Annotated in this window: 31 protein-coding genes; 19 read left to right on the forward strand and 12 right to left on the reverse strand. The window is 37.2% G+C overall.

What is annotated here, in order from left to right:
* The first annotated feature begins 61 nt into the window (after nt 1-61).
* Nucleotides 62-496 (forward strand): hypothetical protein, encoded by a 435-nt coding sequence (locus WKH56_RS15845; RefSeq protein WP_013083346.1) that lies wholly within the window; start codon nt 62-64, stop codon nt 494-496.
* 36 nt (nt 497-532) lie between these two features.
* Here WKH56_RS15845 and WKH56_RS15850 read toward each other — a convergent pair whose 3' ends face one another.
* Nucleotides 533-985, reverse strand: coding sequence for a MarR family winged helix-turn-helix transcriptional regulator (locus WKH56_RS15850; protein ID WP_033579104.1), 453 nt, complete (start codon nt 983-985; stop codon nt 533-535).
* A 198-nt stretch (nt 986-1,183) separates the two neighbouring features.
* Between WKH56_RS15850 and WKH56_RS15855 the strand changes: the two genes are divergently transcribed.
* The 3 genes from WKH56_RS15855 (at nt 1,184) to WKH56_RS15865 (ending at nt 3,564) form a co-directional block, all read left to right on the forward strand.
* Nucleotides 1,184-1,972 (forward strand): HAD family hydrolase, encoded by a 789-nt coding sequence (locus tag WKH56_RS15855; protein ID WP_033579103.1) that lies wholly within the window; start codon nt 1,184-1,186, stop codon nt 1,970-1,972.
* A 203-nt stretch (nt 1,973-2,175) separates the two neighbouring features.
* Nucleotides 2,176-2,799, forward strand: a complete 624-nt coding sequence (locus tag WKH56_RS15860) for a hypothetical protein (RefSeq protein ID WP_048019254.1) — start codon at nt 2,176-2,178, stop codon at nt 2,797-2,799.
* Between the two features lie 489 nt (nt 2,800-3,288).
* Complete coding sequence (locus WKH56_RS15865; RefSeq protein WP_255293427.1) at nt 3,289-3,564, forward strand: hypothetical protein; 276 nt, start codon at nt 3,289-3,291, stop codon at nt 3,562-3,564.
* A gap of 93 nt (nt 3,565-3,657) precedes the next feature.
* On the opposite strand, the gene WKH56_RS15870 is transcribed toward WKH56_RS15865, so the two are convergent.
* The 3 genes from WKH56_RS15870 to WKH56_RS15880 form a co-directional block, all read right to left on the reverse strand.
* Complete coding sequence (locus tag WKH56_RS15870) at nt 3,658-4,938, reverse strand: Nramp family divalent metal transporter (RefSeq protein WP_063247908.1); 1,281 nt, start codon at nt 4,936-4,938, stop codon at nt 3,658-3,660.
* Between the two features lie 156 nt (nt 4,939-5,094).
* Nucleotides 5,095-6,024 (reverse strand): PD-(D/E)XK nuclease family protein, encoded by a 930-nt coding sequence (locus WKH56_RS15875; protein WP_048019257.1) that lies wholly within the window; start codon nt 6,022-6,024, stop codon nt 5,095-5,097.
* A 411-nt stretch (nt 6,025-6,435) separates the two neighbouring features.
* A complete protein-coding gene (locus WKH56_RS15880) occupies nt 6,436-6,930 on the reverse strand; it encodes a hypothetical protein (RefSeq protein WP_342836070.1) in 495 nt (164 codons plus the stop codon).
* 416 nt (nt 6,931-7,346) lie between these two features.
* Here WKH56_RS15880 and WKH56_RS15885 point away from each other — a divergent pair, with 416 nt between their 5' ends.
* Nucleotides 7,347-7,847 (forward strand): GNAT family N-acetyltransferase, encoded by a 501-nt coding sequence (locus WKH56_RS15885; RefSeq protein WP_048019258.1) that lies wholly within the window; start codon nt 7,347-7,349, stop codon nt 7,845-7,847.
* A gap of 34 nt (nt 7,848-7,881) precedes the next feature.
* On the opposite strand, the gene uraH is transcribed toward WKH56_RS15885, so the two are convergent.
* From uraH to WKH56_RS15900, 3 genes are read right to left on the reverse strand one after another with little or no spacing between them, the layout of a single operon-like run.
* Nucleotides 7,882-8,238, reverse strand: a complete 357-nt coding sequence (gene uraH, locus WKH56_RS15890; protein ID WP_033579098.1) for a hydroxyisourate hydrolase — start codon at nt 8,236-8,238, stop codon at nt 7,882-7,884.
* Nucleotides 8,235-8,762 (reverse strand): 2-oxo-4-hydroxy-4-carboxy-5-ureidoimidazoline decarboxylase, encoded by a 528-nt coding sequence (uraD, locus tag WKH56_RS15895; protein ID WP_342836071.1) that lies wholly within the window; start codon nt 8,760-8,762, stop codon nt 8,235-8,237. Before uraD ends, uraH begins: the two co-directional genes overlap by 4 nt.
* Before the next feature lie 12 nt (nt 8,763-8,774).
* On the reverse strand, nt 8,775-10,097 hold the full coding sequence (locus WKH56_RS15900; RefSeq protein ID WP_310883855.1) for a nucleobase:cation symporter-2 family protein: 1,323 nt from the start codon (nt 10,095-10,097) through the stop codon (nt 8,775-8,777).
* A gap of 270 nt (nt 10,098-10,367) precedes the next feature.
* On the opposite strand from WKH56_RS15900, the gene WKH56_RS15905 reads away from it, so the two are divergent.
* The 7 genes from WKH56_RS15905 (at nt 10,368) to WKH56_RS15935 (ending at nt 15,371) form a co-directional block, all read left to right on the forward strand.
* Nucleotides 10,368-10,955, forward strand: coding sequence for a lysophospholipid acyltransferase family protein (locus WKH56_RS15905; protein WP_310883854.1), 588 nt, complete (start codon nt 10,368-10,370; stop codon nt 10,953-10,955).
* A 20-nt stretch (nt 10,956-10,975) separates the two neighbouring features.
* A complete protein-coding gene (locus WKH56_RS15910; protein ID WP_013057211.1) occupies nt 10,976-11,461 on the forward strand; it encodes a hypothetical protein in 486 nt (161 codons plus the stop codon).
* 219 nt (nt 11,462-11,680) lie between these two features.
* The gene (locus WKH56_RS15915; RefSeq protein WP_310883853.1) at nt 11,681-12,754 is read left to right on the forward strand and encodes a branched-chain amino acid aminotransferase; all 1,074 of its coding nucleotides are present in this window, start codon (nt 11,681-11,683) and stop codon (nt 12,752-12,754) included.
* A 225-nt stretch (nt 12,755-12,979) separates the two neighbouring features.
* Complete coding sequence (locus WKH56_RS15920; protein ID WP_028413190.1) at nt 12,980-13,207, forward strand: hypothetical protein; 228 nt, start codon at nt 12,980-12,982, stop codon at nt 13,205-13,207.
* A 137-nt stretch (nt 13,208-13,344) separates the two neighbouring features.
* Nucleotides 13,345-13,626 carry a hypothetical protein gene (locus WKH56_RS15925; RefSeq protein ID WP_028413191.1) on the forward strand — a complete coding sequence of 94 codons (282 nt, stop codon included), beginning with the start codon at nt 13,345-13,347 and terminating at the stop codon, nt 13,624-13,626.
* 104 nt (nt 13,627-13,730) lie between these two features.
* On the forward strand, nt 13,731-14,189 hold the full coding sequence (locus tag WKH56_RS15930; protein WP_310883852.1) for a hypothetical protein: 459 nt from the start codon (nt 13,731-13,733) through the stop codon (nt 14,187-14,189).
* 255 nt (nt 14,190-14,444) lie between these two features.
* Nucleotides 14,445-15,371 carry a manganese-dependent inorganic pyrophosphatase gene (locus WKH56_RS15935; protein WP_014459925.1) on the forward strand — a complete coding sequence of 309 codons (927 nt, stop codon included), beginning with the start codon at nt 14,445-14,447 and terminating at the stop codon, nt 15,369-15,371.
* Nucleotides 15,372-15,389: 18 nt separating this feature from the next.
* Here the strand turns inward: WKH56_RS15935 and WKH56_RS15940 are convergent, their stop codons facing one another.
* On the reverse strand, nt 15,390-16,334 hold the full coding sequence (locus tag WKH56_RS15940) for an alpha/beta hydrolase (RefSeq protein WP_342836072.1): 945 nt from the start codon (nt 16,332-16,334) through the stop codon (nt 15,390-15,392).
* A gap of 225 nt (nt 16,335-16,559) precedes the next feature.
* Here WKH56_RS15940 and ilvD point away from each other — a divergent pair, with 225 nt between their 5' ends.
* The gene (gene ilvD, locus WKH56_RS15945; RefSeq protein WP_013083330.1) at nt 16,560-18,236 is read left to right on the forward strand and encodes a dihydroxy-acid dehydratase; all 1,677 of its coding nucleotides are present in this window, start codon (nt 16,560-16,562) and stop codon (nt 18,234-18,236) included.
* 67 nt (nt 18,237-18,303) lie between these two features.
* Here ilvD and WKH56_RS15950 read toward each other — a convergent pair whose 3' ends face one another.
* Nucleotides 18,304-18,732 (reverse strand): GNAT family N-acetyltransferase, encoded by a 429-nt coding sequence (locus WKH56_RS15950; protein ID WP_048019263.1) that lies wholly within the window; start codon nt 18,730-18,732, stop codon nt 18,304-18,306.
* Between the two features lie 295 nt (nt 18,733-19,027).
* Between WKH56_RS15950 and WKH56_RS15955 the strand changes: the two genes are divergently transcribed.
* Complete coding sequence (locus tag WKH56_RS15955; protein WP_047750885.1) at nt 19,028-19,816, forward strand: DUF4240 domain-containing protein; 789 nt, start codon at nt 19,028-19,030, stop codon at nt 19,814-19,816.
* A 46-nt stretch (nt 19,817-19,862) separates the two neighbouring features.
* Here WKH56_RS15955 and WKH56_RS15960 read toward each other — a convergent pair whose 3' ends face one another.
* A complete protein-coding gene (locus WKH56_RS15960) occupies nt 19,863-20,840 on the reverse strand; it encodes a DMT family transporter (protein WP_063247917.1) in 978 nt (325 codons plus the stop codon).
* Between the two features lie 85 nt (nt 20,841-20,925).
* Here WKH56_RS15960 and WKH56_RS15965 point away from each other — a divergent pair, with 85 nt between their 5' ends.
* Nucleotides 20,926-21,483 carry a helix-turn-helix domain-containing protein gene (locus tag WKH56_RS15965; RefSeq protein ID WP_063247918.1) on the forward strand — a complete coding sequence of 186 codons (558 nt, stop codon included), beginning with the start codon at nt 20,926-20,928 and terminating at the stop codon, nt 21,481-21,483.
* 44 nt (nt 21,484-21,527) lie between these two features.
* Here WKH56_RS15965 and WKH56_RS15970 read toward each other — a convergent pair whose 3' ends face one another.
* Together WKH56_RS15970 and WKH56_RS15975 are read right to left on the reverse strand one after the other, a co-directional pair.
* On the reverse strand, nt 21,528-21,812 hold the full coding sequence (locus tag WKH56_RS15970; protein ID WP_028408390.1) for a hypothetical protein: 285 nt from the start codon (nt 21,810-21,812) through the stop codon (nt 21,528-21,530).
* A 95-nt stretch (nt 21,813-21,907) separates the two neighbouring features.
* Nucleotides 21,908-22,246, reverse strand: a complete 339-nt coding sequence (locus tag WKH56_RS15975; protein ID WP_033579093.1) for a hypothetical protein — start codon at nt 22,244-22,246, stop codon at nt 21,908-21,910.
* Nucleotides 22,247-22,587: 341 nt separating this feature from the next.
* Here WKH56_RS15975 and WKH56_RS15980 point away from each other — a divergent pair, with 341 nt between their 5' ends.
* The 4 genes from WKH56_RS15980 to WKH56_RS15995 all read left to right on the forward strand — a co-directional run bounded on the left by WKH56_RS15980 (nt 22,588) and on the right by WKH56_RS15995 (nt 26,256).
* Nucleotides 22,588-23,706, forward strand: coding sequence for a GAF domain-containing sensor histidine kinase (locus tag WKH56_RS15980; protein WP_060745538.1), 1,119 nt, complete (start codon nt 22,588-22,590; stop codon nt 23,704-23,706).
* A 15-nt stretch (nt 23,707-23,721) separates the two neighbouring features.
* A complete protein-coding gene (locus tag WKH56_RS15985; RefSeq protein WP_033579092.1) occupies nt 23,722-24,360 on the forward strand; it encodes a response regulator in 639 nt (212 codons plus the stop codon).
* Between the two features lie 139 nt (nt 24,361-24,499).
* Nucleotides 24,500-25,039 (forward strand): NADPH-dependent FMN reductase, encoded by a 540-nt coding sequence (locus WKH56_RS15990; RefSeq protein ID WP_342836073.1) that lies wholly within the window; start codon nt 24,500-24,502, stop codon nt 25,037-25,039.
* Nucleotides 25,039-26,256 carry an MFS transporter gene (locus tag WKH56_RS15995; protein WP_342836074.1) on the forward strand — a complete coding sequence of 406 codons (1,218 nt, stop codon included), beginning with the start codon at nt 25,039-25,041 and terminating at the stop codon, nt 26,254-26,256. Before WKH56_RS15990 ends, WKH56_RS15995 begins: the two co-directional genes overlap by 1 nt.
* Nucleotides 26,257-26,320 lie beyond the last annotated feature (64 nt).

Below are 26,320 nucleotides of genomic sequence, written 5' to 3' on the forward strand. Positions count from 1 at the left end.
ATGAATAAGTTACTTTTCCTACAATATAATGGTAGAAAGTCGATAAAGGAGGGAGCTACCTATGACGGCTAAACATCCGCTTCACTACCATTTCGGAGAAGTAACGGAGCTTTTTCATTACATATACGAAGTTTGTGAAACAGCAGGTATTTATATTGACTGGAGCGGAACAGCCCAAACCGTTCAGCTATATCGAAGTAAAGAATCTTTTTTATCCGGAGAACGCTACATCGGAGCGATTCAATATGAAGGGAGCAATCAGTTTCAAAAAAGATGGCCTTCTACCGTCAGTTTGAGATTTCGACGTGCAAACTTGTCGTTTATTTTAAAATATTGTTTAGAACAAATTGAAGACTACCGCAAAGACACAAATAAAGAACCCTTCATTAATCCAAATGCAGAATCCATCGCGTTTAAATTCACCTCTTTAACAGATGAAACCAAACAAGTGATTTCAAAAATTAAAGAAGTATTATGTATTGCCAACTACGTATAAAACCCCGCAGAATGTTACCTGTGGGGTTTTGGGTATTTAACGCAGGTTTTCTGCGTCTTGAAGCAATTGTTCGGCGCGGAATTCAAGTTTTTGTAAAGTGTCGGTATAAATCTTTACCTGCTGCTCGTTTAGCTGGGACGTTAATTCGGAAAATACCTGTTCTACAGCAGGCGTCACTTCTGTTTTTAAACGCAGGCCGTCTTCTGTTATTTGAATAAAAAACGAGCGGCGATCTTCTGGATTTCTAACACGCTGAATCCAATTTTGTTTTTCTAGTAAATCTAAAATTTTAGTCAGCGTCGCTTGATCTTTATCTGCTCGCTCAGCTAATTGCTTCTGTGTACTATATTCAGCTTCTGATACGCGCTTTAAAACGGTCCACTGTTCTGGCGTAATCCCAAAAGGACGTAAGTGTGCGGCAACGACTCTGCTTAAGCGCTTACTTGTACGAACGGTGGGAATGCCGAATATTTCTTCTAACGATTCCATATAAAACCTCCTGCATATATACCTGCTGTGATTATATCAGCTGTTTTTATTTCTGTAAATTTGTTTGTAAAGGTGATCCTTTATAAAAATAAATTTACACAATAAATCGCAAATACACTAGACTTATTGTATGTATCCTTGTAATCTAGTGTAAGAATAGTTAAACTTTTTCAAAAATAGTAGGGGGTACACACATCCATGATTAAAGCGGTTTTTTTCGACCTAGATGACACGCTACTTTGGGATCAAAAAAGCGTAAAAGAAGCATTCGTTGCAACATGTACATATGCAAGTGAAAAATATAATCTAAAACCTGAAGAACTAGAAGAAGCGGTGCGTAAGGAAGCAAGAGAACTATATGCTTCGTATGAAACCTATGAATTTACGCAAATGATTGGCATTAATCCATTTGAAGGGTTATGGGGAAATTTTTTAGACGATCATGATCAATTCCGAAAAATGAAAGATATTGTTCCTACTTATCGCAAAGAAGCTTGGACTCGAGGCCTTCGTGCTCTAGGAATTCACGACGATGCTTTTGGAGCGGAATTAGCTGAACGTTTTCCATTAGAGCGCCGCAAAACACCTTTTGTATACGAAGAAACGTTTGAAGTGCTTGATCAATTAAAAGGAAAGTACAAGCTGCTGCTGTTAACAAACGGTTCACCTGACTTACAAAATACCAAATTAGATATTACATCAGAACTAGTTCCATATTTTGATGAGATTGTGATTTCAGGGGCATTTGGCCGGGGTAAGCCTGATCCATCTATTTTCGACCATGCTTTATCACTTATGGATTTAAAGAAAGATGAAGCGATCATGGTTGGAGATAATTTAATGACAGATATACTGGGTTCTTCTCGCGTTGGAATGAAATCTGTATGGATTAATCGTCACGATAAAGAGCGAAATGAAGTCATTCCTACTTATGAAATTACCCATTTAAGTGAACTGCATTCAATTTTAGATGAACTAAATTCGTAATACGAACAAACAAAAAGAGGCGTAAATCGTCTCTTTTTTGTTGTAAAAACAAGTACAAAAGTCTCTGAAAGTCCTATATCCGTTCCAAACCTCACTGACTTCAGTCACTTTTTCTTCTTCCTGCATAGTAAACCAATCTTATCCTTGATTCCCAGATAAATACCATGTAGCATAGTATATAGACTAGTCATTGGAGGAATAACATGAAGAAAATAGTTACCAGAAGCCTTGTAGCGGCTGTTTTGTTCACAAGTCTCGCCGCTTGTGAAGACAAACAAGGCGATACGCACGTCACTTACAAAAACCCTCAACCTAAACATGCCCCTGGAGCAGACACTATTTCAGCAACAGATGAAACGATGGCGCCTGTAAGCCGGGTAGCGACAGAAGATGAAACCGATGATCGATTAGCATTTGGAGAACGATCAAAACACGGTCAATATTATGTTTCCGCAACGGATGCACAATTTTATCCTGTTAAAGGAGCTAAACAAGTAAACACTCAGTACGTTGTCGTATCCGTTCAGTTTCAGCGAACACCTAATGAACATTCGACTGTAGTATTAAACGACACAACGTTTACATTACAAGACACAACAACTTATCAAATCTACGAACCGTCTGATGGAGGAAATTTATCGACAGAAACCCCGCACATTTTGTGGACAGCTTTTTCATCACCGTCATTATCTGACGACGAACCACTTAACCTCGATGTTGCATTTAAAATTCCAAAAAAGGCCAACCATACGTATAACCTGTTAATTACACAGCAATCAGAACGAGCAGATGTGTTTAAGTTTGAAGAAGCCAAACAAGATTATTAATTACATACAGAAAAAAACGCCTATCTTTTGTTGTATAGAAAAAGAAGGCGTTTTTTTGTAAAACTATCTTGTTTCTCATAGAAAGAGCAAACGATAGACATAAAAAGAAAAAGAGAATAGACATAAAACGCGTTAGTGTAGTCAAGTTCAAAAAGAACGTGTATCATTGTAACTACTGGTACCAAAAGATAGACATAAAATATAAATAAAAAAGTTATGAGAAAGGAAAAGGTGCGTACATCACGTTAAAGACATATGAATCATAAACATACAAAAACAACTACTGAATTTAGTAATAAAAAAATAAACATGCATTTAAATAGAAAGCTATCAGCCGCCATTATAGCTGCGTTTCTTTTTACTTTACTTTTTTGTTTTATGCCAGGTATAAAAGAATCAATTCCTAATTTTTCTATTAAAAAAACCAGTCAGAATTTCATTGATTTATTTCCTTTATACCTTTTATTTTTTACACCCTTCTTTTTAATAATGGGGACGTTAGGCACGGTTATCGTTGATTTATTAGTCAGTGCTTTTGTAAAAGACCGTAGTAAAAAAATTGATTTTATCATGTCATTCATATTTCACGCCATTTTTGGGTTATTAATGTTTGAATTCGGAATGTTGGGCGTCATTCTTATTTTTATTGTGGATCGCCTTCTTTCAATCCGTAAAGAAAACTATTCTTATTTATATCCACTGGGTTGCTTAGTACTGTCGGCCATTATTGGAACTCTCGTCTACTTCATTTTTACTATCGTTTAATAAAAAAATAATAAAAAAGAGACCCCATTGTTAGACTATATCTAACTTTTCAGGGTCTCTTTTTTGTTTTTTCTTGAAAGTTTGATTTATTTACTATGCGAATGTTTGATAAATCAAAAAGATATTTAAACAAATGACTAATGCAGCTATCACCCAAGCTACAGTAGTTGTTGCTTTATGATTAACCAACCCGCCCATGATTTTTTTATTACTTGTAAACATGATAAGAGGTACAAGCGCAAATGCAATTCCGAACGATAAAATAACTTGACTGACAACTAGTGCACTTGTTGGATTTACGCCAAGTCCGATAATCAAAAGCGGCGGAATAATTGTAATGAAACGACGAAGATATAAAGGAATTCTGCGTTTAATAAATCCTTGCATGATGACATCTCCAGACATTGTTCCGACTGAAGAGCTTGAAAGTCCTGAAGATAATAATCCAACACCGAACGCAATAGCTGCAAAAGGACCAATTAAATGTTCAAATTGTGTAAAAGCCACGTCCAAATCTTGCACGTTTAGTCCGTTTTTAAAGAATAGAGCGGCTGCGACAATCAGCATGCTTGCATTAATTGCACCAGCGATAATCATGGCAATCACAATATCGATAAATTCAAAGCGGAAAATCGCTTTTTTCTCCGATTCTGTAGTTCCTACCACGCGGCGCTGCGTAAGAGCTGAGTGCAAATAAATCGCGTGCGGCATAACTGTAGCACCTAAAATCCCAGAAGCTAACAGCACGCTGTCTGTCCCGTGAAACTGAGGGACAAATAAGCCGTGGACAACACTTGCGCCGTCTGGATGCGCAAGAAACATTTGAGTCCCAAAAGCTAATACCACAATAAAAACCATTGCTGCAATCGCTGCTTCTAGCAGTCGAACACCTCGTCTTTGTAACTCTAAAATAGCAAAAGAACCTACCGCTGCGATGAGTGCAGCTGGGAACAAAGGAATATGAAATAATAAATAAATTCCAAGAGCAGCCCCAATAAATTCTGCTAAATCCGTCGCCATAATGACTAATTCCCCTTGGATCCAAAGCCCAAAAGAAACGAAGGACGGGAAGTGTTCCTGTGCTATCTCGGGTAAATTCAAGCCTGTTGCAATACCTAATTTAGCTGATAACGATTGAATTAAGACAGCCATTAAGTTAGAAATTAATACAACCCAAAGCAACATGTATCCGTATTGAGAGCCTGCTGCGATGTTAGTAGCAAAATTACCTGGGTCAATATAAGCAACCGCTGCGATAAAGGCAGGCCCTAAGAAAGGTAATAATCGCTTAATTCCTTTTGTTTTACCCGACAATACGTCTTGAGCACTTAGCTGCATAGCTGATAATGCTTTACTGCCGTTTTGATCTTTCATGTCTAGTGCTCCTTTCTTTGATGAACAATAAATAGCCCAAGCTAATTTTTTTATATGAAGTACAAAATGTTTCCTTAATGCAAATTATATGCTGGCAAAGGTTCTTTTGACAATAAAAAAGTTTAGCAAAAAATATAAATCATCTTCAGCTGTTTTTTATCCCGTTTGGCACAATTCTTTAAATGCACACCCGTGACAGGAGGAAGGCGTATCTGCTTGAGGGAAATGCTCAAGCGGAAGAGGCTGATTTACCTCTGAGTGTTCCAAAAAAGTTTTCATATAGTCAATGCTTGTATCGATTTGCCGAAGAACAGCTTCAATTTCGTGAAGAGTAAGCTGATACGTACGCGCACTGCCTGAAAGCAAGTATTCGTTTCGGACTTTTATCTGATCAACAGAAATATTATATTCAGCTAGCACGTAGAGAGCGTAAATTGCCAGTTGAAACAAATCATCTTTTGTTTGTTTACTTGTTTTCCAATCAACAATCGTAAATTCGTCTGTGACTGGATTTTTAAAAAGGGAATGAAAAGGCGCATATACTTTATGATCATACACATTTATAGAACGAAACGACTGAGGAGAATCTACTTCTAAAGAAGGTGAAGACACCACGTCGCAAAACGATTTACTTTGTAAAAAGTTATGTACACAAATGTGTACCCGCTTTTGCATGTCTTTAAGATCTTTTTTAGAAATATAGCCGTTTTCGTAGAATTCTAAAAGCATCTTATACTGAGCAGGCTTATGATACCAAAGCTCTCCATAGTCAGTAGAATCACGCAGTGCGTTATTTAGTAGCTGCTGTACTTTCTTCACTAAATTTTGTTCACCCGGGACAATCTGTGTAGATGTATAGTCAGAAATGGCTTCTGTAATCACCTGACGGACGGCTTGTCCTGCGTACATAGATAAAGTAGAAACCTTTTTTAAACGATAAGCGCTTTGAGACTGTGCAGAAGCGCTGTCAAGCCATCCGTTGTGTGAGACATAATAATGATATGCATACTTTCGTTTGCACTGTGTGATCATTTTATGCCTGGAATAGGACCATGAAAATTCAGGGAAATCAGTGATTTGAAACAAGCTATTCACATCCTTTTTCAAAAACTGCGCATAGGTTGGTCTATTAGTGTATTCGTATATGAGTTAAAATAGACTAAAAGTGTAGAGAGTGAATAGCTACGCATGCATATTATTTTGTGGATTCTTGCGAAATATGTATAAATAGAAAAAACTATTTAAAAATTGGTTGCTTTTTTCTATGGCAGATGTTATATTAATAAAGCGATGAGCTAATTTGTGTAAGTCGAAGGACATGCTTTCGAGCTAAACGTGTGAATGTGGTCACACGGTCCCCGCCACAAACGCATCAAAGACGTCCTGCGTGGACGTCTTTTTCATTTTATAAAAAAGAGAGCATATTGCTCTCTTTTTTTGTGGTAACTTTTTGATCCCTTCTATAATTTCTGCCCCTTTTATTTACTGCAGCCAAACTTACTGTATTTGCACATTTGCCGCATATTGCATTGTTCCTCTTGTAGAGTTAATCACGATATCTACAACGTAAAAACCTTGATTTTCAGGAATCTTAAATTCATTATTTTTGACAAACAGCTTGGTTTTTTCACCGTTATTTTTCCATATATGCACGCTCACGCCGCGAATATAAGCGTCGTCTAGGTTGGAAAAATGGAGCTTAACCAATTGTTGCTGCTTTAAAGGGATACTTTTTTGCTGCGATATGTATGTATATAAATCATATACATTTATTTCTTTTTTTGTTGTTGAACGGCCGTTTGACCAGTTAATAGAACCTTTGTGAAGGTGATAGGTATGTTCGCTCACCGCAAGCGCAGCTTCAGGTTTGTTTTGGTCGTATTCTTCCTCTAGAAAGAAAGCACTGTTCTTAAGTAAAAGTAAGAAGAACACCGTAACAGCCCCTAGACCGCTTAAGACATATACACCACATTTTGCGGGTTGTACTTTCATAATAATTTCCTTTCACAGACCAATAATTAAGGAGGATAGGTACATAAAATTTCCACTTTTTCTATTCTAAACGATTACAAGTGAAATTACATTTATTGCTTTCTTTCTTCACAAAAAACAGGATAATAGTCATGTGTTTTCTATAAAAGGTCTCCTTATATCCAATTCAAACCCATATAAAAGGAAGATAAATGGAAATTAAAAGAGGGAATCTAAAAAATTTACAGAAGTTGATAAGTGATTTAAAATTATACAGAGGAAAAAAGGATTTCAAAAAAAGGGAGATTAGTAGGTTTTTCGTTCTACTGCAGCTACTTAAAAAGCCGTATTTTTCGTAAGAAACTGTAAAGCTATATTTTATAAAGGTGAACCAATACATATACAAACAAAAGGGACACACAAAAAGGGGGATCAGCATGGAAATTAGAGAACTAGAATTACATGATGCTGCAAACTTTGTAGATTTGCTTAAACAGATTGAAGAAGAAAGTAAGTTTATGCTGTTCGAAAGCGGAGAGCGAAAGCTGAGTACGGATCAGCAGGAGAAAAACATCGAAATCTTTAAGCAGCAGCCAAACTCTACGATTATTGTAGCAGAAGAAAACGAGATGCTTGTGGGATATATAGCTGCAACAGGGGGCGAAGCTAACCGAAACGCTCACATCGCTTCTTTGACATTAGGTATTCGAAAGACGTTTCAAAATCAAGGAATTGGGACGGCTTTAATCGGTGCACTTGAAGAATGGGCGAGAGAACACCATATTCATCGTCTTGAACTGACAGTCGCTATACAGCATGAAAAGGCTCTTTCTTTATATGATAAAGTAGGATTTGGAATCGAAGGAACAAAGAAACATTCACTGCGAATTGGCGGTTTGTTTATTGATGAGTACTATATGTCTAAATTGCTGAATTAAAAAAGAAACGACGTTTAAAGACGCCGTTTCTTTTTTAACTTCCTCTATAAATTTGGTACCCCCACGGTGACACAAGCAAAGGGATGTGATAATGTTCTTGTTCAGAAGACAATCCGACTCGAACAGAAACTTGATTTAAAAAGGGCGGATTTGTTGTTTGGACTTCTTGTTTTTTATAGTATTCCCCAATATGGAACAAAAGTTCATAATCTCCTGATTCAAACGCTTCAGAAGAGAAGAGTGGGTTTGCTAATCTTCCGTCTTCATTTGTAGTACCATGAGAAAGCTTTATTCGTTTACTTTCTGACTGGATGTGATAGAAATCAACTTTGACAAAAGCAGCCGGACATCCGTGAGTGAGGTCTAAAATATGCGTTGTAATTTTAGTCATGCTCGTTTCTTTGTCTCCTTTTCTTCAGTAATTTTATCAGTTAAACGAAAGAAAGCAATTTTATATACTTCTTCTAACGCTGTAGCAAACTCCGTTTGTTTGGTATTCTGTAAGCGACTTTGCATTGCCTCGTAAATATCTTCTTTTTGTTTACCTCGTACTGCCAAAATAAAAGGGAAAGGAAACTTTTCTATATACATTCCATTAAGAGAAGAAAACTGTTCATACTCATTTTGTGTTAAGTTTTGTAAGCCTGCTTTTGTTTGTTCTTCAGTAGAAGCAGATGTCATAGCGATATTTTCACCTAGATTTGGATGAGCTTTCAGCAACTTAAGCTGTTTTTCTACAGATGCTTGCGCTACAATTTCTTTCATCTTTCCATGAAGTTGTTCAACGGAAGAGAAAGGGCGCTTAGAATAAGCTTCTTCTGCAACCCAAGGTGAATGTTCAAATATATCGCCAACTAATGAGACAAAATGCTGCTTGCTAAGCTGATTTACATACTGCACAGATACATTATTCATACTAAACCACCTTTACTTTACTTCTGAATAATCTGTCTTCTCTAAAGAGACAGAAGGTACTTTTCGTTCAACCGATGCGTTAAAAAAGAGATTTAATAAAATGGCAGCTAAACTTCCAGTAATAACTCCATCGCTTACAATCACACGCAAAGCATTTGGGAGCTGGGCGAATAAATCGGGTACCACCGTTACACCAAGACCCAGTGAAAGAGAGCACGCAATAATCAGCAAATTTTCTTGTTTAGCCAAATCAACAGCGCTTAGCATTTTGATGCCTGATGAAATAACTAAACCAAACAACACGACCATTGCTCCTCCTAAAACAGGAGTAGGAATAATGGTTGTAAAAGCAGCTATTTTAGGAACAAGTCCCAATAATACGAGAATAAAGCCGGCTACTACCACTACATTTTTTGTTTTTACTTTCGATAATTGAACCAGTCCTACATTCTGAGCGAATGTATTGTAAGGAAAAGCATTAAATAGCCCTCCAAGAACAATGGCGATTCCTTCGGCACGGTAGCCTTTTGTAAAATCTTTTTCAGTTAATTCCCGATCACACAGTTTTCCTAACGCTAAAAATACGCCTGTAGACTCAATAATAATGACCAAGCATACGAGAATCATCGTTAAAATCGGTCCAATTTCAAAAGTGGGCATCCCAAAATAAAAAGGATTGGGAATGTGCAGCCAAGAAGCTTCATTAAAGTTAGTGAAATTAACTTTTCCCATTAATACAGCGGCTATTGTTCCGGCTATAATTCCAATCAACACAGAAAGAGAACGAAGGAAACCGCTGAAAAATCGATTTAAAATTAAAATAAGCGCTAGAACACCAAAGGATAAAAGAAGATTAGAAAGAGAACCAAAATCTTTACTTCCTACTCCTCCTGCCATATTTCGGACAGCGGATGGTACAAGTGATAAACCAATCATCGTCACAACCGTTCCTGTGACAACTGGAGGAAAAAATTTAATAATTTTGCCTAAAAAACTTGCTGCCAGTACGATGAAAATACCACCGGCAATAATCGCTCCGTAAACAGCGCTAATTCCATATTGAGTTCCAATCGCAATCATAGGAGTCACCGCTACAAATGAACTTCCAAGTACAACAGGAAGACCAATCCCAAACCACCTGTTCGTCCAAGCCTGCAGCAGCGTAGCTAGTCCGCAGGTCAGTAAATCGATGGCTACGAGATAGGCTAAGTCATGTGCATTTAAATTTAATGCGCGTCCTACCATCAGCGGAACGAGAATGGCACCCGCATACATAGCGAGTACGTGCTGTAATCCCAATGAAGCTAGTTGAAACGGTCGATTTTGGTTATTCACCTAAAAACCTCCTTTAATTATATCACATGTAATGTTAATAAATATTACATTTAGAATGATACATTAATAGTAAAATGTTTTTTAAGGGATGTCATTAGTCAAGTTGACCAAAAACAGAGGTTTCAATATCTCCTTTTTTACAATATATAGAGAAGTAGGTAAGCTACCGTGTAAAAAGATGTTACATTCCTTTTTTAGTACCAACTCTTAATATCAAGTGATATAATTTTTGTATATATTTTCAACTAATAGAGAGAAGAGGAAACACTTATGTATAATATTGCGGCTCACACATGTAAATTTTTATTAAAAAGAAGGGGGAAGTTTCAGGTAAGGAACAGAGAGTATCTGCCAGCGGATACAGGCTTTGTGATTGCTTGTTCGCATAAGGGATGGGTAGACGTTGTAGCGCTTGGTGCGGCTATTTTGCCTCACCAAATTCATTTTATGGCAAAAAAGGAGCTTTTTAATCATATACTCACTAGTAATGTATTAAAAAAACTTAACGCATTCCCAGTAGATCGTAACAATCCGGGACCCAGCAGCATTAAAACACCTATTAAATTGGCAAAACAAGGACATATCGTCGGGATTTTCCCTAGCGGCACGCGAACAGAGGAAGACGTTCCCTTAAAAAGAGGAGCAGTCACTATAGCAAGTATGGCAAAGGTTCCTATTGTACCCGCAGTTTACAAAGGACCCGCAAATGTAAAAGAGCTATTTTCAAAGGATCCCGTTGTCATTTCCTTTGGGAAGCCTATCTACCTTGCTGAAGGAAAGCTGACAAAAGATCGGCTCGCCGACGTGTCAAATCACTTAACAGCTTCGATTCGTGCGTTAGAGGAAACAGAAACATAACTTCATAGCGGAGGTGCATCATGAAGGATTGGGTACAGAGAAAGCTAAACGATGTGATTAGTGATGATGTGCAGGCAAAAATGAAAGAAAAGATGGCTGAAAGCGGTGTAACCGTTCCTATATCCGCTTCTATGCTCATGCGAATTTTTCAAAAGCAAATGACAAAGCAAGATCAAATTCAGCAATTTTCTATTTCATTTCAAGACTCCTATATTCACGTGAATGGAATTATTAAAAAATTTCTGGTGAGAATTCCATTTTCCATTGTGCTAGAACCTCTTGAAGCAAAAGAACGTACGCTTTTATTCAAAATCCATGAAATGAAACCTCTTAATCAAAATTGGATCAACTATCGAATTTTTCACAAGCCGCCTGTTACTACGTATGAAGAAAAACAAATTCATATCAACCTCAATGAAATTGATAAAGTGAAAGTCATTCCAGTAGGGAAAATCAAACAATTTTCAATACAAGATGAAAAGCTCCGAGTGAAAATTGGTTTATAAATGGTTGTAAATAAAATGTAGAAATAGTTTTTTTAGAAAGAAAACCTTTTCAGTTCAGCACTTAATTCGATTAGGTGCTATTTCTTTATAATTTTTATAAAATTTTTAGAATTTTTCGTCTCTAACTATTGTGACACGCTTCCCTAAAGTTGTACAATGTAACTTATATAGAGGTTTAAGCGAAAAACCCGTAAATATAAAGAGCAAGGAGAAACAACTATGACAACTTATTCAATCGATGTAACACTAAGTCAAACAAAAAAAGAAAAGCCGCAATCTGATCAATTGCAATTCGGGAAAATCTTCACGGACCATATGTTCATTATGGATTATACAGAAGGCCAAGGCTGGCACGACGCTCGTATTGTACCTTATCAACCTATCACATTAGATCCTGCATCCATGATCTTTCATTACGGGCAGTCTGTTTTTGAAGGACTAAAAGCATACGTAACAAAAAAAGAGCAAGTATTATTATTTAGACCAGATGAGAATTTCAAACGTTTAAATAAATCAAACGATCGTCTTTGTATTCCTCATGTTGACGAAGACTTAGCATTAGAAGCGTTAAAACAGCTGATTAAAATTGACCGCGAATGGATTCCTACTGCTGAAGGTACATCACTATACATTCGTCCATTTGTCATCGCGACAGAGCCTTACTTAGGAGTAGCGCCATCTGACCGCTACCAATTTATCATTATTCTATCTCCAGTTGGCTCATATTATAAAGAAGGGATTGCTCCTGTAAAAATTGCGGTTGAAAGCGAATTTGTTCGTGCTGTAGCCGGAGGGACAGGGACTGCTAAAACAGGCGGAAACTATGCTTCAAGCTTAAAAGCTCAGCAGCTTTCTGACTCAAAAGGCTATTCACAAGTACTGTGGTTAGACGGAGTTGAACGCAAGTACATTGAAGAAGTAGGAAGCATGAATATTTTCTTCAAAATTGATGGAGAAGTAGTAACGCCATCTGTGAACGGAAGCATTTTAGAAGGAATTACGCGTAAATCCATCATTGAGCTGCTAAAACACTGGGATATGCCTGTAACTGAGCGCCGTATTTCTATGGAAGAAATTAAGCAAGCTTATTCGGAAGGCAAACTAGAAGAGGCATTTGGAACAGGTACAGCTGCAGTTATTTCTCCGATTGGCGAGCTATTTTGGAATAACGAGAAAATGGTCATCAACGGTGGAAACACAGGAGAAGTATCACAAAAACTGTATGACACTCTAATAGGTATTCAAAATGGTACAGTGGAAGATCCATTCGGCTGGGCAGTGGAAGTGGAATAAATTTCGATAATCGAACATCTTTTTACGTAAAAGAAGCGGGAGCTGTCCCGCTTCTTTTTTTTGTTTGTTGCCGAATAGTCCAAAAGAAACAAATTATATTTTGAATATTTTGAACTATTTATATACTTTTATTGTAAAATAAAATATAATTATCCTTATAAAAGCAAGACTTTGTCTTTATTAGAATTGGCCGCGTTACTTATTCGTTATAAGGGGGAGAACAAAATGCTCTTTTTATCACATGATGAAAAAATTAAACAGCTGGCTTCACACTTAGCTGAACGACTCGAATGGGAATTAAACCAAGAAACCTCAGATGAACAAATGCACGTGCTCATCGGCTACTTATTTGCTTCTCATTTAATCGAGCACCGTCCTACAGGTTATTACGTAAGGTCTCAATACCCTGAGCAGCTAAAAGATTTATATGAAACTTTACACGTCCACCAATAAATTATCTCTTCCTCTTTTGTCCTATATCGTGTAGAATTTTAGAAAATATATGATTTTCTAGTTGATGGCAGAGATAGGATATAGCGTGGTGTGGCATTTACCTTTAAATGATTAAGTAATGGCTTTAGAGGTGAATAATGTTAGCGCAGATTAAAGAAATGAGTTTAGATAAAAATCGTCGTAATCCACATTACCGCGTGTTGTTGCAGTGTCCAGACGGGAGTGAACTATTCATTCACTTTAATTATACATACCGATCAAAAACATATTGGTCAAGAGATGTATATTACAACAATGTTCATAAAAAATCTCAGCTTGCTTGGTATACCCAAAGCGTAGAGGAAATGACTGCTCAGCAGTTTCTTGAAGAGCTAGGAGCTATAGTAAATGAACATTTCAACTTTACACTGCGACGATAACCAAGAAAAGCATCCTTTAACAAGGGTGCTTTTCTTGGTTATTTTACATAAATAAGGACAGAATAATATATATTCTCTTTTTGAAAGTGAAAGGTGGAAAGCTCATGGCGCAAATCGTAATGTGGGTGCTTTTTATCGGTCCTTGGCTATTGCTTTTTGCAGTTGATAAAGAGCGAGTAAAGCGGTATATGGCTGTATCGCTATTCGGAGTGGTATTGTTAACGGTAGTTTTTCAAATCGCAGATCGCTTTAACTGGTGGGAAGTCAATGAAACTCTTTTTTTCTTTGTTAATATGACGCCTTTTCCTTTTGGCATATTTATAATAGGAACGCTTTTTATTTTTTATTTTACCTATCCTGGCTTTTGGATGTTTATGATTATCAATGCAGCGTTCGATTTATTTCAGGCATTTGTCATGAGTCCTATCTTTGAAAAACTAGACATTTATACACTGAAGGGAATGAATCATTTTTTATTATTTGTACTAATGATCGTTATTGCTGTTCTACTTTTTCTTTATCAAAAGTGGCAAGATACTGCGTTTAAGTTATCTATCAAGTGATAGAGAGACAGGTTGTGTTTTATCGTTAACTTTTATATAATGAACGTATAAAACCCTCTATTTATATCGGAAATAGAGGTGTTTTTACTGTGAAAAAGATACAAAATGGCAAAATATCTGCGGATGAACATCATTTTTCGCAAAAAAATTAAAATAATGTAAAAGTTTATGTTAAAATGGCAATGTTGCGTGAACGAATTAACTAACTTTACGCAAGAATGCTATTTACATACGTAAGAAGGAGAGAGATTTAAGATGGCAAAGACGTTAATTTTTGGACATAAAAATCCTGACACAGATACAATCTGTTCTGCAATTGCATACGCTGATTTAAAGAATAAATTAGGTGTAGACGCTGAACCAATTCGATTAGGCGATATTAACGGTGAAACGCAATTCGCTCTTGAAAAGTTCAACGCTGAACTACCACGTTTCGTTGATGAAGTATCTAAAGAAACAAATGAAGTTATTTTAGTGGACCACAACGAACGCCAGCAAAGTGCAAACGATATTGATCAAGTTCGTGTGCTTGAAGTAATTGATCATCACCGTATTGCTAACTTCGAAACAGCAGATCCTTTATACTATCGTGCAGAGCCAGTTGGATGTACGGCAACGATCTTAAACAAGATGTATAAAGAAAACGGCGTAGAAATCGAACCTAACATCGCAGGTCTTATGCTATCAGCTATCATTTCTGATTCTTTATTATTCAAATCACCAACTTGCACAGACCAAGACGTTGCAGCTGCTAAAGAATTAGCGGAAATTGCAGGCGTAGATGCAGAAGAGTACGGATTAGCAATGCTAAAAGCTGGAGCTGACTTAGGTGATAAAACAGCTTCACAATTAATTTCATTAGATGCTAAAGAATTCAGCATGGGCACAAGCAAAGTTGAAATTGCACAAGTGAATGCAATTGACGTAAACGACGTTTTAGTGCGCAAAGTTGAATTGGAAGAAGCGATTACTAAAACAATCGAAGAAAAAGGATTACAATTATTCCTTTTAGTTGTTACAGATATTTTAAACAGCAACTCTACTGCATTAGCATTAGGTTCTGCTGCTTCAAAAGTAGAAGAAGCATACAATGTAACGCTTGAAAACAATACAGCTGTCTTAGAAGGCGTTGTATCACGTAAAAAACAAGTAGTACCTGTATTAACATCTGTATTTGCTTAATAAAAAAACGGCTCGTGTCTACACACGAACCGTTTTTTTGTCTATTTGCACGTTAAGCCAATTTAGTATATCTTCTATCACTTCATCTTTATTTAATTCATTCAGCAATTCATGACGGCACTCTTTAAAAAAACGGTAACTTACATCCTGTAATCCTGCCTTTTTAAAGTCGTTATATACTTTGACTACGCCTTTTGTATAGTTGCCTACTGGATCATATTCTCCAGATACCAAATAAATAGGCAGGCTTGATGGAACTAACTTTATATTAGCTAAGTTAGAGATTTGTTTGATTCCTGTTAGTAAGTCATAGAAAAACCCCGCTGTGAAAACCCCACCGCAATAAGGGTCATTTACATATAAATCTACAGCTTCATTATCTTGACTTAACCAATCAAAAGGTGTCCGAGCAGGATGAAATGATTTATTGTATTGTCCAAAAGAGAGTTTATCAAGCAAAGGGCTAGGAGATCGTAACCCTTTTCTCTTTATCTCTATTTGCGCAGCTAATATACCGCCCTGCAGTGAAAGGGAAGGAATGCTGCCAGTACCTGAGAGTATCACACCATGAATGTGCTCTGTATCCAATTGAATATATCTTCTCGTTAGAAAAGACCCCATGCTGTGACCGAAAAGAAAGATCGGTAGGTCCGAGTGTTCCGTCGAAATGTGCTTAGTCAGAGCAATCATGTCGTAGACTACTGTATCAAAACCATTTTCTTCAGCAAAAAAACGCTTGTCTTCATCTTTTAAAGCTGTTTGACCATGACCTCGGTAATCATTCCCATATACGATATATCCATGTTGCGTTAATACATTAGCAAAGTACTCGTAGCGTCCAATATGTTCGGCCATCCCATGGGCTATTTGGACAACGCCTTTTGCAGAATGGTTTTCAACATTCCATTTTTGTGCAAATATTTCTTTTTCCTGATGACCTCTGTAATAAAAGGATTGTTTCATGCTCAGCATCCACCTTCTGTTTTCCTGTAAAATAAGGGATATATGTATATATTATACTAATTTATGCAGGTGATTTTACTATTTTAAAATAAAAAATGATTATTTTGTCATAAACCTTTACAAACCTTTGTGTGATTTGTTAAATTAGTATTTATATTAAAAATTATTAAACAATTTAAAAAGATTCAGTTTTTAATAGGTTAGATGAATACGGAGGGAATTATTGTGGCAGAATTAAGAAGTAACATGATCAAAAAAGGATTCGACAGAGCACCACACCGCAGCCTACTGCGTGCAGCTGGTGTAAAAGAAGAGGATTTCGGCAAACCGTTTATTGCGGTTGTCAATTCATATATTGATATTGTACCAGGTCATGTTCACTTACAGGAGTTTGGTAAAATCGTAAAAGATGCGATTCGCGAAGCTGGTGGCGTACCTTTTGAAATGAACACTATCGGTGTAGATGACGGTATTGCGATGGGACATATCGGTATGCGTTATTCATTACCAAGTCGTGAAATCATTGCTGACTCAGTTGAAACGGTAGTATCTGCTCACTGGTTTGATGGAATGGTATGTATTCCAAACTGTGATAAAATCACGCCTGGGATGTTAATGGCTTCGTTACGTCTGAATATTCCGACAGTTTTTGTTAGCGGCGGACCAATGAAGGCTGGCGTAACGAGCGACGGCCGTAAGATTTCTCTTTCTTCAGTATTTGAAGGCGTAGGAGCTCATCAAGCTGGTAAACTTGATGATAAAGGATTACTTGAATTAGAACAATTTGGCTGTCCGACATGCGGATCTTGTTCAGGAATGTTTACAGCGAACTCAATGAACTGCTTAGCTGAAGCGTTAGGACTTGCTTTACCTGGAAATGGTACAATCTTAGCAGTTGCTCCTGAACGTAGAGAATTTGTTAAAAAATCAGCTAAACAACTTATGGAATTAATTAAATTAGATTTAAAACCACGTGATATCGTAACAGAAAAAGCAATCGACAACGCATTTGCTTTAGACATGGCGTTAGGTGGTTCTACAAATACAGTTCTTCATACGCTAGCTCTTGCGAATGAAGCTGAAATTGATTATCCGTTAGAACGCATTAATGAAGTAGCGGAACGCGTGCCTCACTTGGCAAAACTCGCTCCGGCTTCGGATGTATTTATTGAAGACTTACATGAAGCAGGAGGCGTATCGGCTGCTTTAAACGAGCTATCTAAAAAAGAAGGAGCTCTTCATTTAGATACGATGACGGTTACTGGAAAAACGCTAGGCGAAAACATTGCAGGATGCGATGTAAAAGATTATAACGTTATTCATCCAATCGATAAGCCGTTCACAGAAAAAGGCGGACTTGCTGTATTGTTTGGTAACTTAGCTCCAGACGGCGCGATCATTAAAACAGGCGGTGTTCAAGACGGCATTACTCGCCATGAAGGACCAGCAATTGTATTTGAGTCTCAAGACGAGGCGCTGCATGGTATTGCTAACGGAAAAGTAAAAGAAGGACATGTCGTAGTCATTCGTTATGAAGGACCAAAAGGCGGACCGGGAATGCCTGAAATGTTAGCTCCAACTTCTCAAATTATGGGAATGGGACTAGGTGCAAAAGTAGCACTATTAACAGACGGACGCTTCTCTGGCGCTTCACGTGGATTATCAATCGGCCACGCATCTCCAGAAGCTGCTGAAGGCGGACCACTAGCATTTGTCGAAGATGGCGACCACATCGTGATTGACATTGAAGATCGTTCAATGAATGTTCAAGTTTCTCCAGATGTTTGGGCAGAACGAAAAGCAAACTGGAAAGGCTTTGAGCCAAAAGTGAAAAAAGGCTATCTTGCAAGATATTCTAAACTTGTAACTTCTGCAAGCACAGGCGGAATTATGAAAATCTAATAGCACAAAAAAGGCTCTCTACGGAGAGCCTTTTTCTTTACTAAAGCAACTGTGCAAAGAAGCCTTTTTAACACGTAAACTCTTTTTTCATAATAACGTGTGGAATACCGTCTTCCATAAAGACATCAGAAGCAGTCTTATACCCTAATTTATGATAAAAAGGTTCAGCTTGAACTTGACCGTGAAGCTTAGATTGAGTTAAGCCTTCTTTTTTCGCTGCTTCTTCTAAGCTGGTCACCACTTCTTTTCCGAGCCCGTATTTTCTAAATTCCTTTAATACGCATATTCGCTCTATTTTGGCGTAATCGTCTACTATGCGGAATCTACCAGAAGCAGCTGGTTCGTTGTTATAATAAATCAACATATGTTTTGCCTTTTCTTCATGCTCATCAAATTCATCTTTCAAGGGCACGCCTTGTTCTTCAACAAACACTGTTTTACGTATACGGAATACTTCTTCAAGCTGCTCTTTTGTTGTAACATGCTCAATTTTCATTAAAATCCTTCCTTTTCTACGAATTTAGGCTTCTTTTTTGTATAATAAAAATACGTGATATAAAAAGAGTATAAAGGAAAAATAAAATGTTGTAAATGCAACAAAAAGCAACCAATAGACATTTTACACAAATTTGTGGTCATTACTCACTGTTTAAACGACCTCAACAATAGTAAGATCAACTGAAACATGTTAAAAAAGCAAAGAAAATGGATTATGAAGCGCTGTGAATCTACATAAATTGTAAAAAGAGAACTATTCACAATAGTAGTGGGATGAAAAAGGGGAATGTATCATGCAAATAACCTTAGTGTATAAAGATGAGCAATCGAATAAATTTTGGAAAGTTGAAAGAAGAGACAGCAAGTTAATCATTCACTTTGGAAAAGTTGATACAGCCGGTCGCATGCAAGTGAAAGAGTTTGCTTCCGCAGAAGCTTGTGAAGCAGAAGCTGAAAAGCTGATTCGTGCAAAATTGAAGAAAGGATATAAGCCTTTAACTTGTTCGATGCAAGTAATGAAAGACAGCACGATGTCAGAGTCTCTCTTTTGGGAATTGATAAAAAAGGCGAAGACAAAATTAGATGTCGATGAGCAAATGGAATGGCTCCGCTCCACGCTAGCGAAGCGTTCTGAAAAGGACATTTTTCGCTTTGATCAGCTACTAAATCAGCATTTTGATCAATCCTATACTTCTTCATTGTGGGCAGCAGCTTATATTGTAATGGGCGGTTGTTCAGATGATTGTTTTGATTATTTTAGAGCGTGGCTTTTATATCAGGGAAAAGACATATATTATAAAGCGATTGAATCTCCTGAGACGATGATTTCTGTACTTAAACCATTAGAAGCAGAAGGCTATGCTCCTCAATTAGAAGAATTACTTTCTGTAGCGTGTGAAGCTTACGAAGAAAAGACAGGTTTAGATAACGACTATTATTATGATAAATATGACCAGTTTGATCCAGTGTGGTACGATGAGCAAGATTTGGATCTTGATTGGGATGAAGATGATGAGGATGGTTTACAGATGCGATTCCCTGTGCTTTGGAGCCGCTATTGGAACAATCATCTCGAATATTAAAAAGAGGAGATGGAAACCTTTAAACAGATTTTCATCTCCTCTTTTTTTATTTTGATAGAGTACGCGACGGAGGGGCCGAAGACAGTTTTGTTTTTTTGTTTAGCATACTGTTCATAATCATTCCAATTACGATTATCGTCATACCAGCTAACGCAATCCCTGTTGGCATACGTCCATTTAATAAAAACACTTCGCCAAGCACGGTAAAAATCATGCTGCCTGATTGAGTTGCTTCAACCGCTCCAAGCAAACCTAAATTTTCTTTTGCCAAGTCTGTTGCGTAAAAGAACGTCATCGTAGCAATTACACCTGAACTCATTGCTAAGATAAAGGCTTGAGAAAATTGTGGCCCACTCGGGATACCTGTAGTAAAGAAGCCGTATATAGCGTAAATAATACTTAACGGAATGCTTCCTAACGCCATTCCTAAAACACGTTGGAACGTATCAAGCTTCCCGCTGCATATTTCCATCATTTTACGGTTTCCAAGCGGGTATAAAAAAGCAGCGACAACAACAGGCAGAAATCCTAATATAAACTGCATAGCCGTAATATTTTCTGCCTCTTTTACTTGCATAAGAATCACGCCTACTAAAATAAACGCTGAAACGCTAAGCGTTTTTAGCGGGATTTTTCCTCTCACTTTTTTATATCCTTCTGCAGTTTGAACTTTTATAAAAAACAACGGAGAAAGTAGAGCTCCTGCTAGAATGGTCACTTGCCACGTTCCCGCCACCAGCCATGATGGTCCGAAAAGCGAGGAAAAACTTAAGAGAGAATAAAAACCTACTCCTGCAAGTGTACCCCAGCCCAGCCAAGACCAAGGATGTTTTTTCATTTCCTTCCACAGAGGCATAAATTTCTTTTGCAGCAGTACTAAAATGAGTAAAATAGGAATAGCGAATAAAAAACGGAGGGATGCAGTCCATGCCCAACTCGTTCCAGATACATTCATTGCTCGGTTAATGATAAACGTAGCGGAAAAGAACATGGAAGATAATAGTCCCCATATTATTGCTTTCATTGTTTACCCTCCTTATTAAATATATTATAATATGTTAATCACTCAAAAAAGTTTATCATAATATATATCAGAAAGGAAGGAAGAAATGCATACGGAAGAGATGATTAAAAAAGTAGGCAGTGAATTACGAAAAATCAGGGTACAAAATCATTTGACACTGGATGAACTAGCTGAAAAGACAGGAGTCAGCAAACTCACGTTAGGGAAAATTGAAAGAGGGGAGACTAATCCAACCCTAGGAGTAATGTGGAAAATAACAACAGGCTTAAATATCCCTTTAACTAAATTAGTATCAGTGGAGCCTTCAGTATCCCTATCTAAGTGTGGAGAAGGTTTTTCTCTCAAAGGACCGGACGAAACTTGGAAAGTAGAATTTATTTTTCAAAATCAGATAGATTCGACAATTGAAATGTACCGAGCCTTTCTTTCTCCTCTTGCTACATACTGTCCCGAACCTCATCATAAAGGATTAATTGAAGTAGCAACGGTAATGGAAGGAAAAATCGAAATGAAAATCGAAGAAGAGCTATACGAGCTAAAACAATTTGACTCTATAAAATTTGAAGGAAGTCATGTACACTCCTACAAAAATCTTGAAGAACGTCCCGCTGTTCTGCATTTACTGCTAAAATATGAGGAGTAAAGCGGCAGAGCCGCAGTAAAACGAACCATAAAAAATGATTCGTTTTACTGCGGCTCTAATAGCTGTTTATTCATCAGCTTGTTTTGATAGCTAATATATTTTTTTACTTTAATGATACTTAATGAATATTCTTCAATTAATCGGTGGATAGATTGAACCATACACTCTGGGTAATGATGTTTTTTCTGTAAATACACTTTATACTTTCGAATTTGTCTTTCGAAATATAAAATAACTTGCTCAGGCGTTTTTACCAGTAACGATTGCATGTATTCATTTACTTGCGTTTCAAGAAACGAATAGCGATTTGTGATAAAAAATGTCTTCATCTTATTTTCCTCCCTATATGTTAGTGGTACAAAAAAGAAACCCTTGTGCTAGGATTTCTTTTTTGCTTTTTATTTGAATCAGCTGTGCACAACTTTTAGGCACTGATACTTGAAATCGAAGACTGTCTATATTTTTTTATTTTGCATTTTATATATGTAGGCGTTTCGCCGAAAAGATTTGCTGCATGTGCAATAGCTCCGTAATACGTTTTAGCATCCATCATTTCTTTATTCACAATATAGTCATACAGGGATGATTCAATATCATCAACAAAAGCTAAAATGTGACGCTTTTCGAATAGGAGTTGATAAAGTTCATTAATTAAGTATGGGCTTTGATCAAATTTGTCTTGAAGCTGCTCTACTCGGTACTTTGTCATAGGCACTTCACACAAGATAATGTATCGTAACTCTTCTAAAAATAATTTATTCATCTTTCTCACATCCCTATTCTGTTAATAATTATATAATAGCACTATGCCTTCATATTTGGAAGCGTTTTCAATGTATTAATTTTAATATTTTTTTCTTCTCATTTCCCTTCATTTTTTCTGTTCTTACTTGAATTATCTGTAGTATAGTTCGTTTTACGTAAAGACTCTAGCTAATTGTTAAACTACCTGACATACTTTTTGAAAATTTTATTATTGATGTTAAAAGGTCTTACATATCTAAGCGGAAATGCTTTAAAAATAACGTTCTGTGAGTCGGAAGCAGCTTTAATTGTGATAAAATAAAAAATGGAAAATACATCATATAATATAGGAGAGAGGCTATGGAAAAAGATCATATTTCAGAGCTGAAGATTTTAAAAGACATTGCCGAGATTTTAAATGAAGGCACTAATTTACATACCATGCTTCATGATGCGCTTTTAAAACTGCTGCAAATCACAGATTTACAAACAGGATGGATCTTTTTTATTGATGAAAATGGAAAGCATGAGATGATTGCCGCTCAGCATTTGCCGCCAGCTTTATTAAATAAAACCGCTCAGCCTATGTGTAATGGAAGCTGCTGGTGTGTTGACCGGTATATGGATGGCCGGCTTCAAAAAGCGTCTAATATTATGGAGTGTAAGAGACTTGAAGATTCCGTCATTCATGAGTGGGGAGATACACATGACATTACTCATCATGCAACGGTTCCTTTACAAGCAGGGGATGAACGCTTTGGATTATTAAATGTAGCTGCCCCTCATAAAATTCATTTTGAACAGCGAGAGCTTGATTTATTAGGATCCGTTGCTCTTCAAATTGGCACGGCTATCAAGCGGATTAAGCTGACTCAATCTCAGCAGGAAGTAAAACTTATTGAAGAAAGAAACAGGTTGGCAAAAGACCTTCACGATTCTGTTAATCAGCTGTTGTTTTCAATTAATGTCACAGCCAAAGCCGGAAGCAGCTTAGCAAAAGATGTGCAGTTAAAAGAGACTTTTTCCTTAATCCAAGAAACCGCTCAGCATGCTCAAGTGGAAATGAAAGCTTTAATTTGGCAGCTTCGTCCTCAAGGATTAGAAAACGGCATTGTCAGTGCGTTAAAAAGCTATGGTCAAATGCTAGGGCTTAACGTAAAAGAACAAATTAAAGGAGTGTCCGTTTTGCCTGCTGTGATTGAAGAGACACTGTGGAGAGTCGGACAAGAAGCTTTTAATAATTGCCGAAAGCATGCGGGTACGGCAGAGGTACATCTAAACGTAAATATAAGCAAAGACCAAGTAATTATGAAAGTCCGGGATAGCGGCAATGGGTTTATGTATAGCCCTTCAGCAGAATTGCCGACGCTTGGGCTAAAAACTATGCACGAGCGAATAAAAAGATTAAATGGAAAACTATCTCTTACAAGCAGCATAGGAAACGGAACGATTGTGGAAGTATCTATTCCTCTTTCATAACGGAAAGGAGCGCACATGAAAATAAAGATTTTAATTGCAGATGATCACCACGTTGTCCGAAAAGGACTTGTCTTTTTCTTACAAACGCAGCCTGATTTAGAAGTTGTAGGAGAAGCTTCTAACGGGGAAGAAGCTATAAAGTTAGCGACATCTCTAGAACCTCATATTGTGTTAATGGATTTATCGATGCCGGTTCTCGATGGAATCGAAGCAACAAAAGAACTAAAAAAACAAGCACCGCATATACAAGTCATGATTCTAACAAGCTTTTCAGATCAAGATCACGTGATACCGGCATTAGAAGCAGGAGCTTCAGGCTATCAGCTAAAAGAAAGCGATCCAGATGAACTTGTAGCAGCTATTCGAAAGCTAATGAACGGAGAAAATCAGCTTCATCCCAAAGTCACTACGCACTTGCTAACACGGTTAACCAAAAGCAGCGAAAAGAAAGTCAATTTTATTGATCACTTAACAAAACGAGAAAAAGACGTATTAAAAGAAATTGCAAAAGGCAAAAGCAACAAAGAAATTGGTGCTGCCTTACATATTACAGAAAAAACAGTAAAAACACATGTGTCTAATATTTTATCGAAGCTTGGGGTTCAAGACCGCACGCAAGCTGCTCTATATGCTGTTCAGCATGGAATTTCCTAACCTACGACTTTAGTTGTAGGTTTTTCTCTGTTCACCTCAGTCTATATTGGTAGCTTTCTTTCTATCAATAGCATGACGAAGAAAAGTTCAATCATCCCTATACTATACATATAACCAAACGACAGAGGGGTAGATAAATATGAATATACTTATTATTAACGGAAGTCCTAGAGAAACAGGCCGAACAACACAAGTAACGAGAGAACTTCACAAAAGCTATCAAAGTTCTTTTCTAGATTTAAGTCAATTATCACTTCCTATATTCACCGGTGAACCTCATCAGTACGAAATAGAAGAAGTGAAAGTGCTAACTGAAGCAATAGAAAAAGCGGATGGTATCTTACTTGCGACGCCTGAGTACCACGGCGCTATGAGCGGAGCATTAAAAAACGCGTTTGACTTTTTAAACAGTGCGTATTTTGCGCATAAGCCCGTGGCACTTTTAGCGGTAGCAGGAGGAGGAAAAGGAGGCATTAATGCTTTAAACAACCTTAGAACCGTTGCTCGCGCTTTGTATGCGAATGTTCTATCTAAGCAGCTGGTATTAGACCCTGCAGACATCGTGGAAAAAGGGACTTTACGAAAAAATGCAGCTGACGGAATTTATGAATTAGTTAACGAACTGATTCTTTATACACAAGTATCTAAGCAAATTTTAGAAGCTAAGCAAAATGTTTGATGAAGGCGCTTTATAAGGACCGTCGCTTTCAAGCCGTAGTTGCTGCGAATGTTTTATCCTCTATTGGTTCCGGTATTACGATGCTTGCCATTCCTTTACTGTTAGTTGCATCTCCAGATGGAAATAAACTATTTGGCACGATTATGCTGATTATGACGGTGATTAGCTTTGTGGCTACTCCGTATATAGGTGTTCTTATTGATCGAATGTCACGAAAGAAAATGTTGTTAACCGTAGAATTGATAGGTTTTATCACGGTCATGCTATTTGTGATCGTTGGTTTTATGACAGACTATTCAACCATTCACTACATCATTTTGTACGGAACCGGAAACCTTTACTACACGTTTTTTTATCCAACGATTTTTGCATTAAATCAAGAAGTTTTTTCAAAAGATGTGTTTCAATCATTAAACAGTATTATGGAAATACAAGGCCAGCTATCGAGTATGCTTGCAGGGGCTGCAGCGAGTCTAGTCATTACCCGTTGGTCGCTTCAATGGATTTTAACAGTAGATGCAGCTACGTACATAGCTGCATTCCTTTTTCTATTGAGTATTCCATATAAACAAAGCAGGGAACGAAGCGATAAAAAACACACTGCGATGAAAGAGGGATTAGCATTCATAAAAGAAAATCGCTCGGTATCTCTTTTTTTACTGCTTTCTTTTATGCCTTTCATTGCTGTGATGATGACGAACTATTTGTTTCCTATTTATCTGACTCAAGAATTAAACGCAAGTCCAGCAGCATACGGGATTGAAAGTGCTGTATATGGTTTCGGAGCATTAACCGCAGGGATATTGATCGTATCTATTATGAAAAGAACAGGCACTGAGCTAGCTATTATGCTGAATATAAGCCTTTTTGCACTTGGAATATCGATCATCTTCTTTATGAAGCTTCTGCCCGTTTACTTTTCTATTGTGTTTCTTCTTGCTTTTGCAAATGCAGGTACAAGAGTAGCTCGAAATACGTTTATGATGCAAAAAATACCGAATATTATCGTGGGAAGAGTCGACAGCTGTTTTCGCTTTATCACGTTAGGGATTCGTATTTTATTGATTTTCTTCTTTACGTACTTTACGGCTAATGATCGTATAGGACTGGCTTTTTTAGGACTTAGCCTGCTTTTATTATCATCCGCTGTGGCAGGCTGGACGCTCTACAAAAGAAAACAACGAAAACAGTCTGCACTGCTTAAGAGTGTTTTATAATGTCTGTTGCATGTTATAATAGAAGAATTGACAAATAATGTTCAACGTTTATGACGTTGGACAT

The organism is Priestia sp. SB1 (assembly GCF_038898415.1).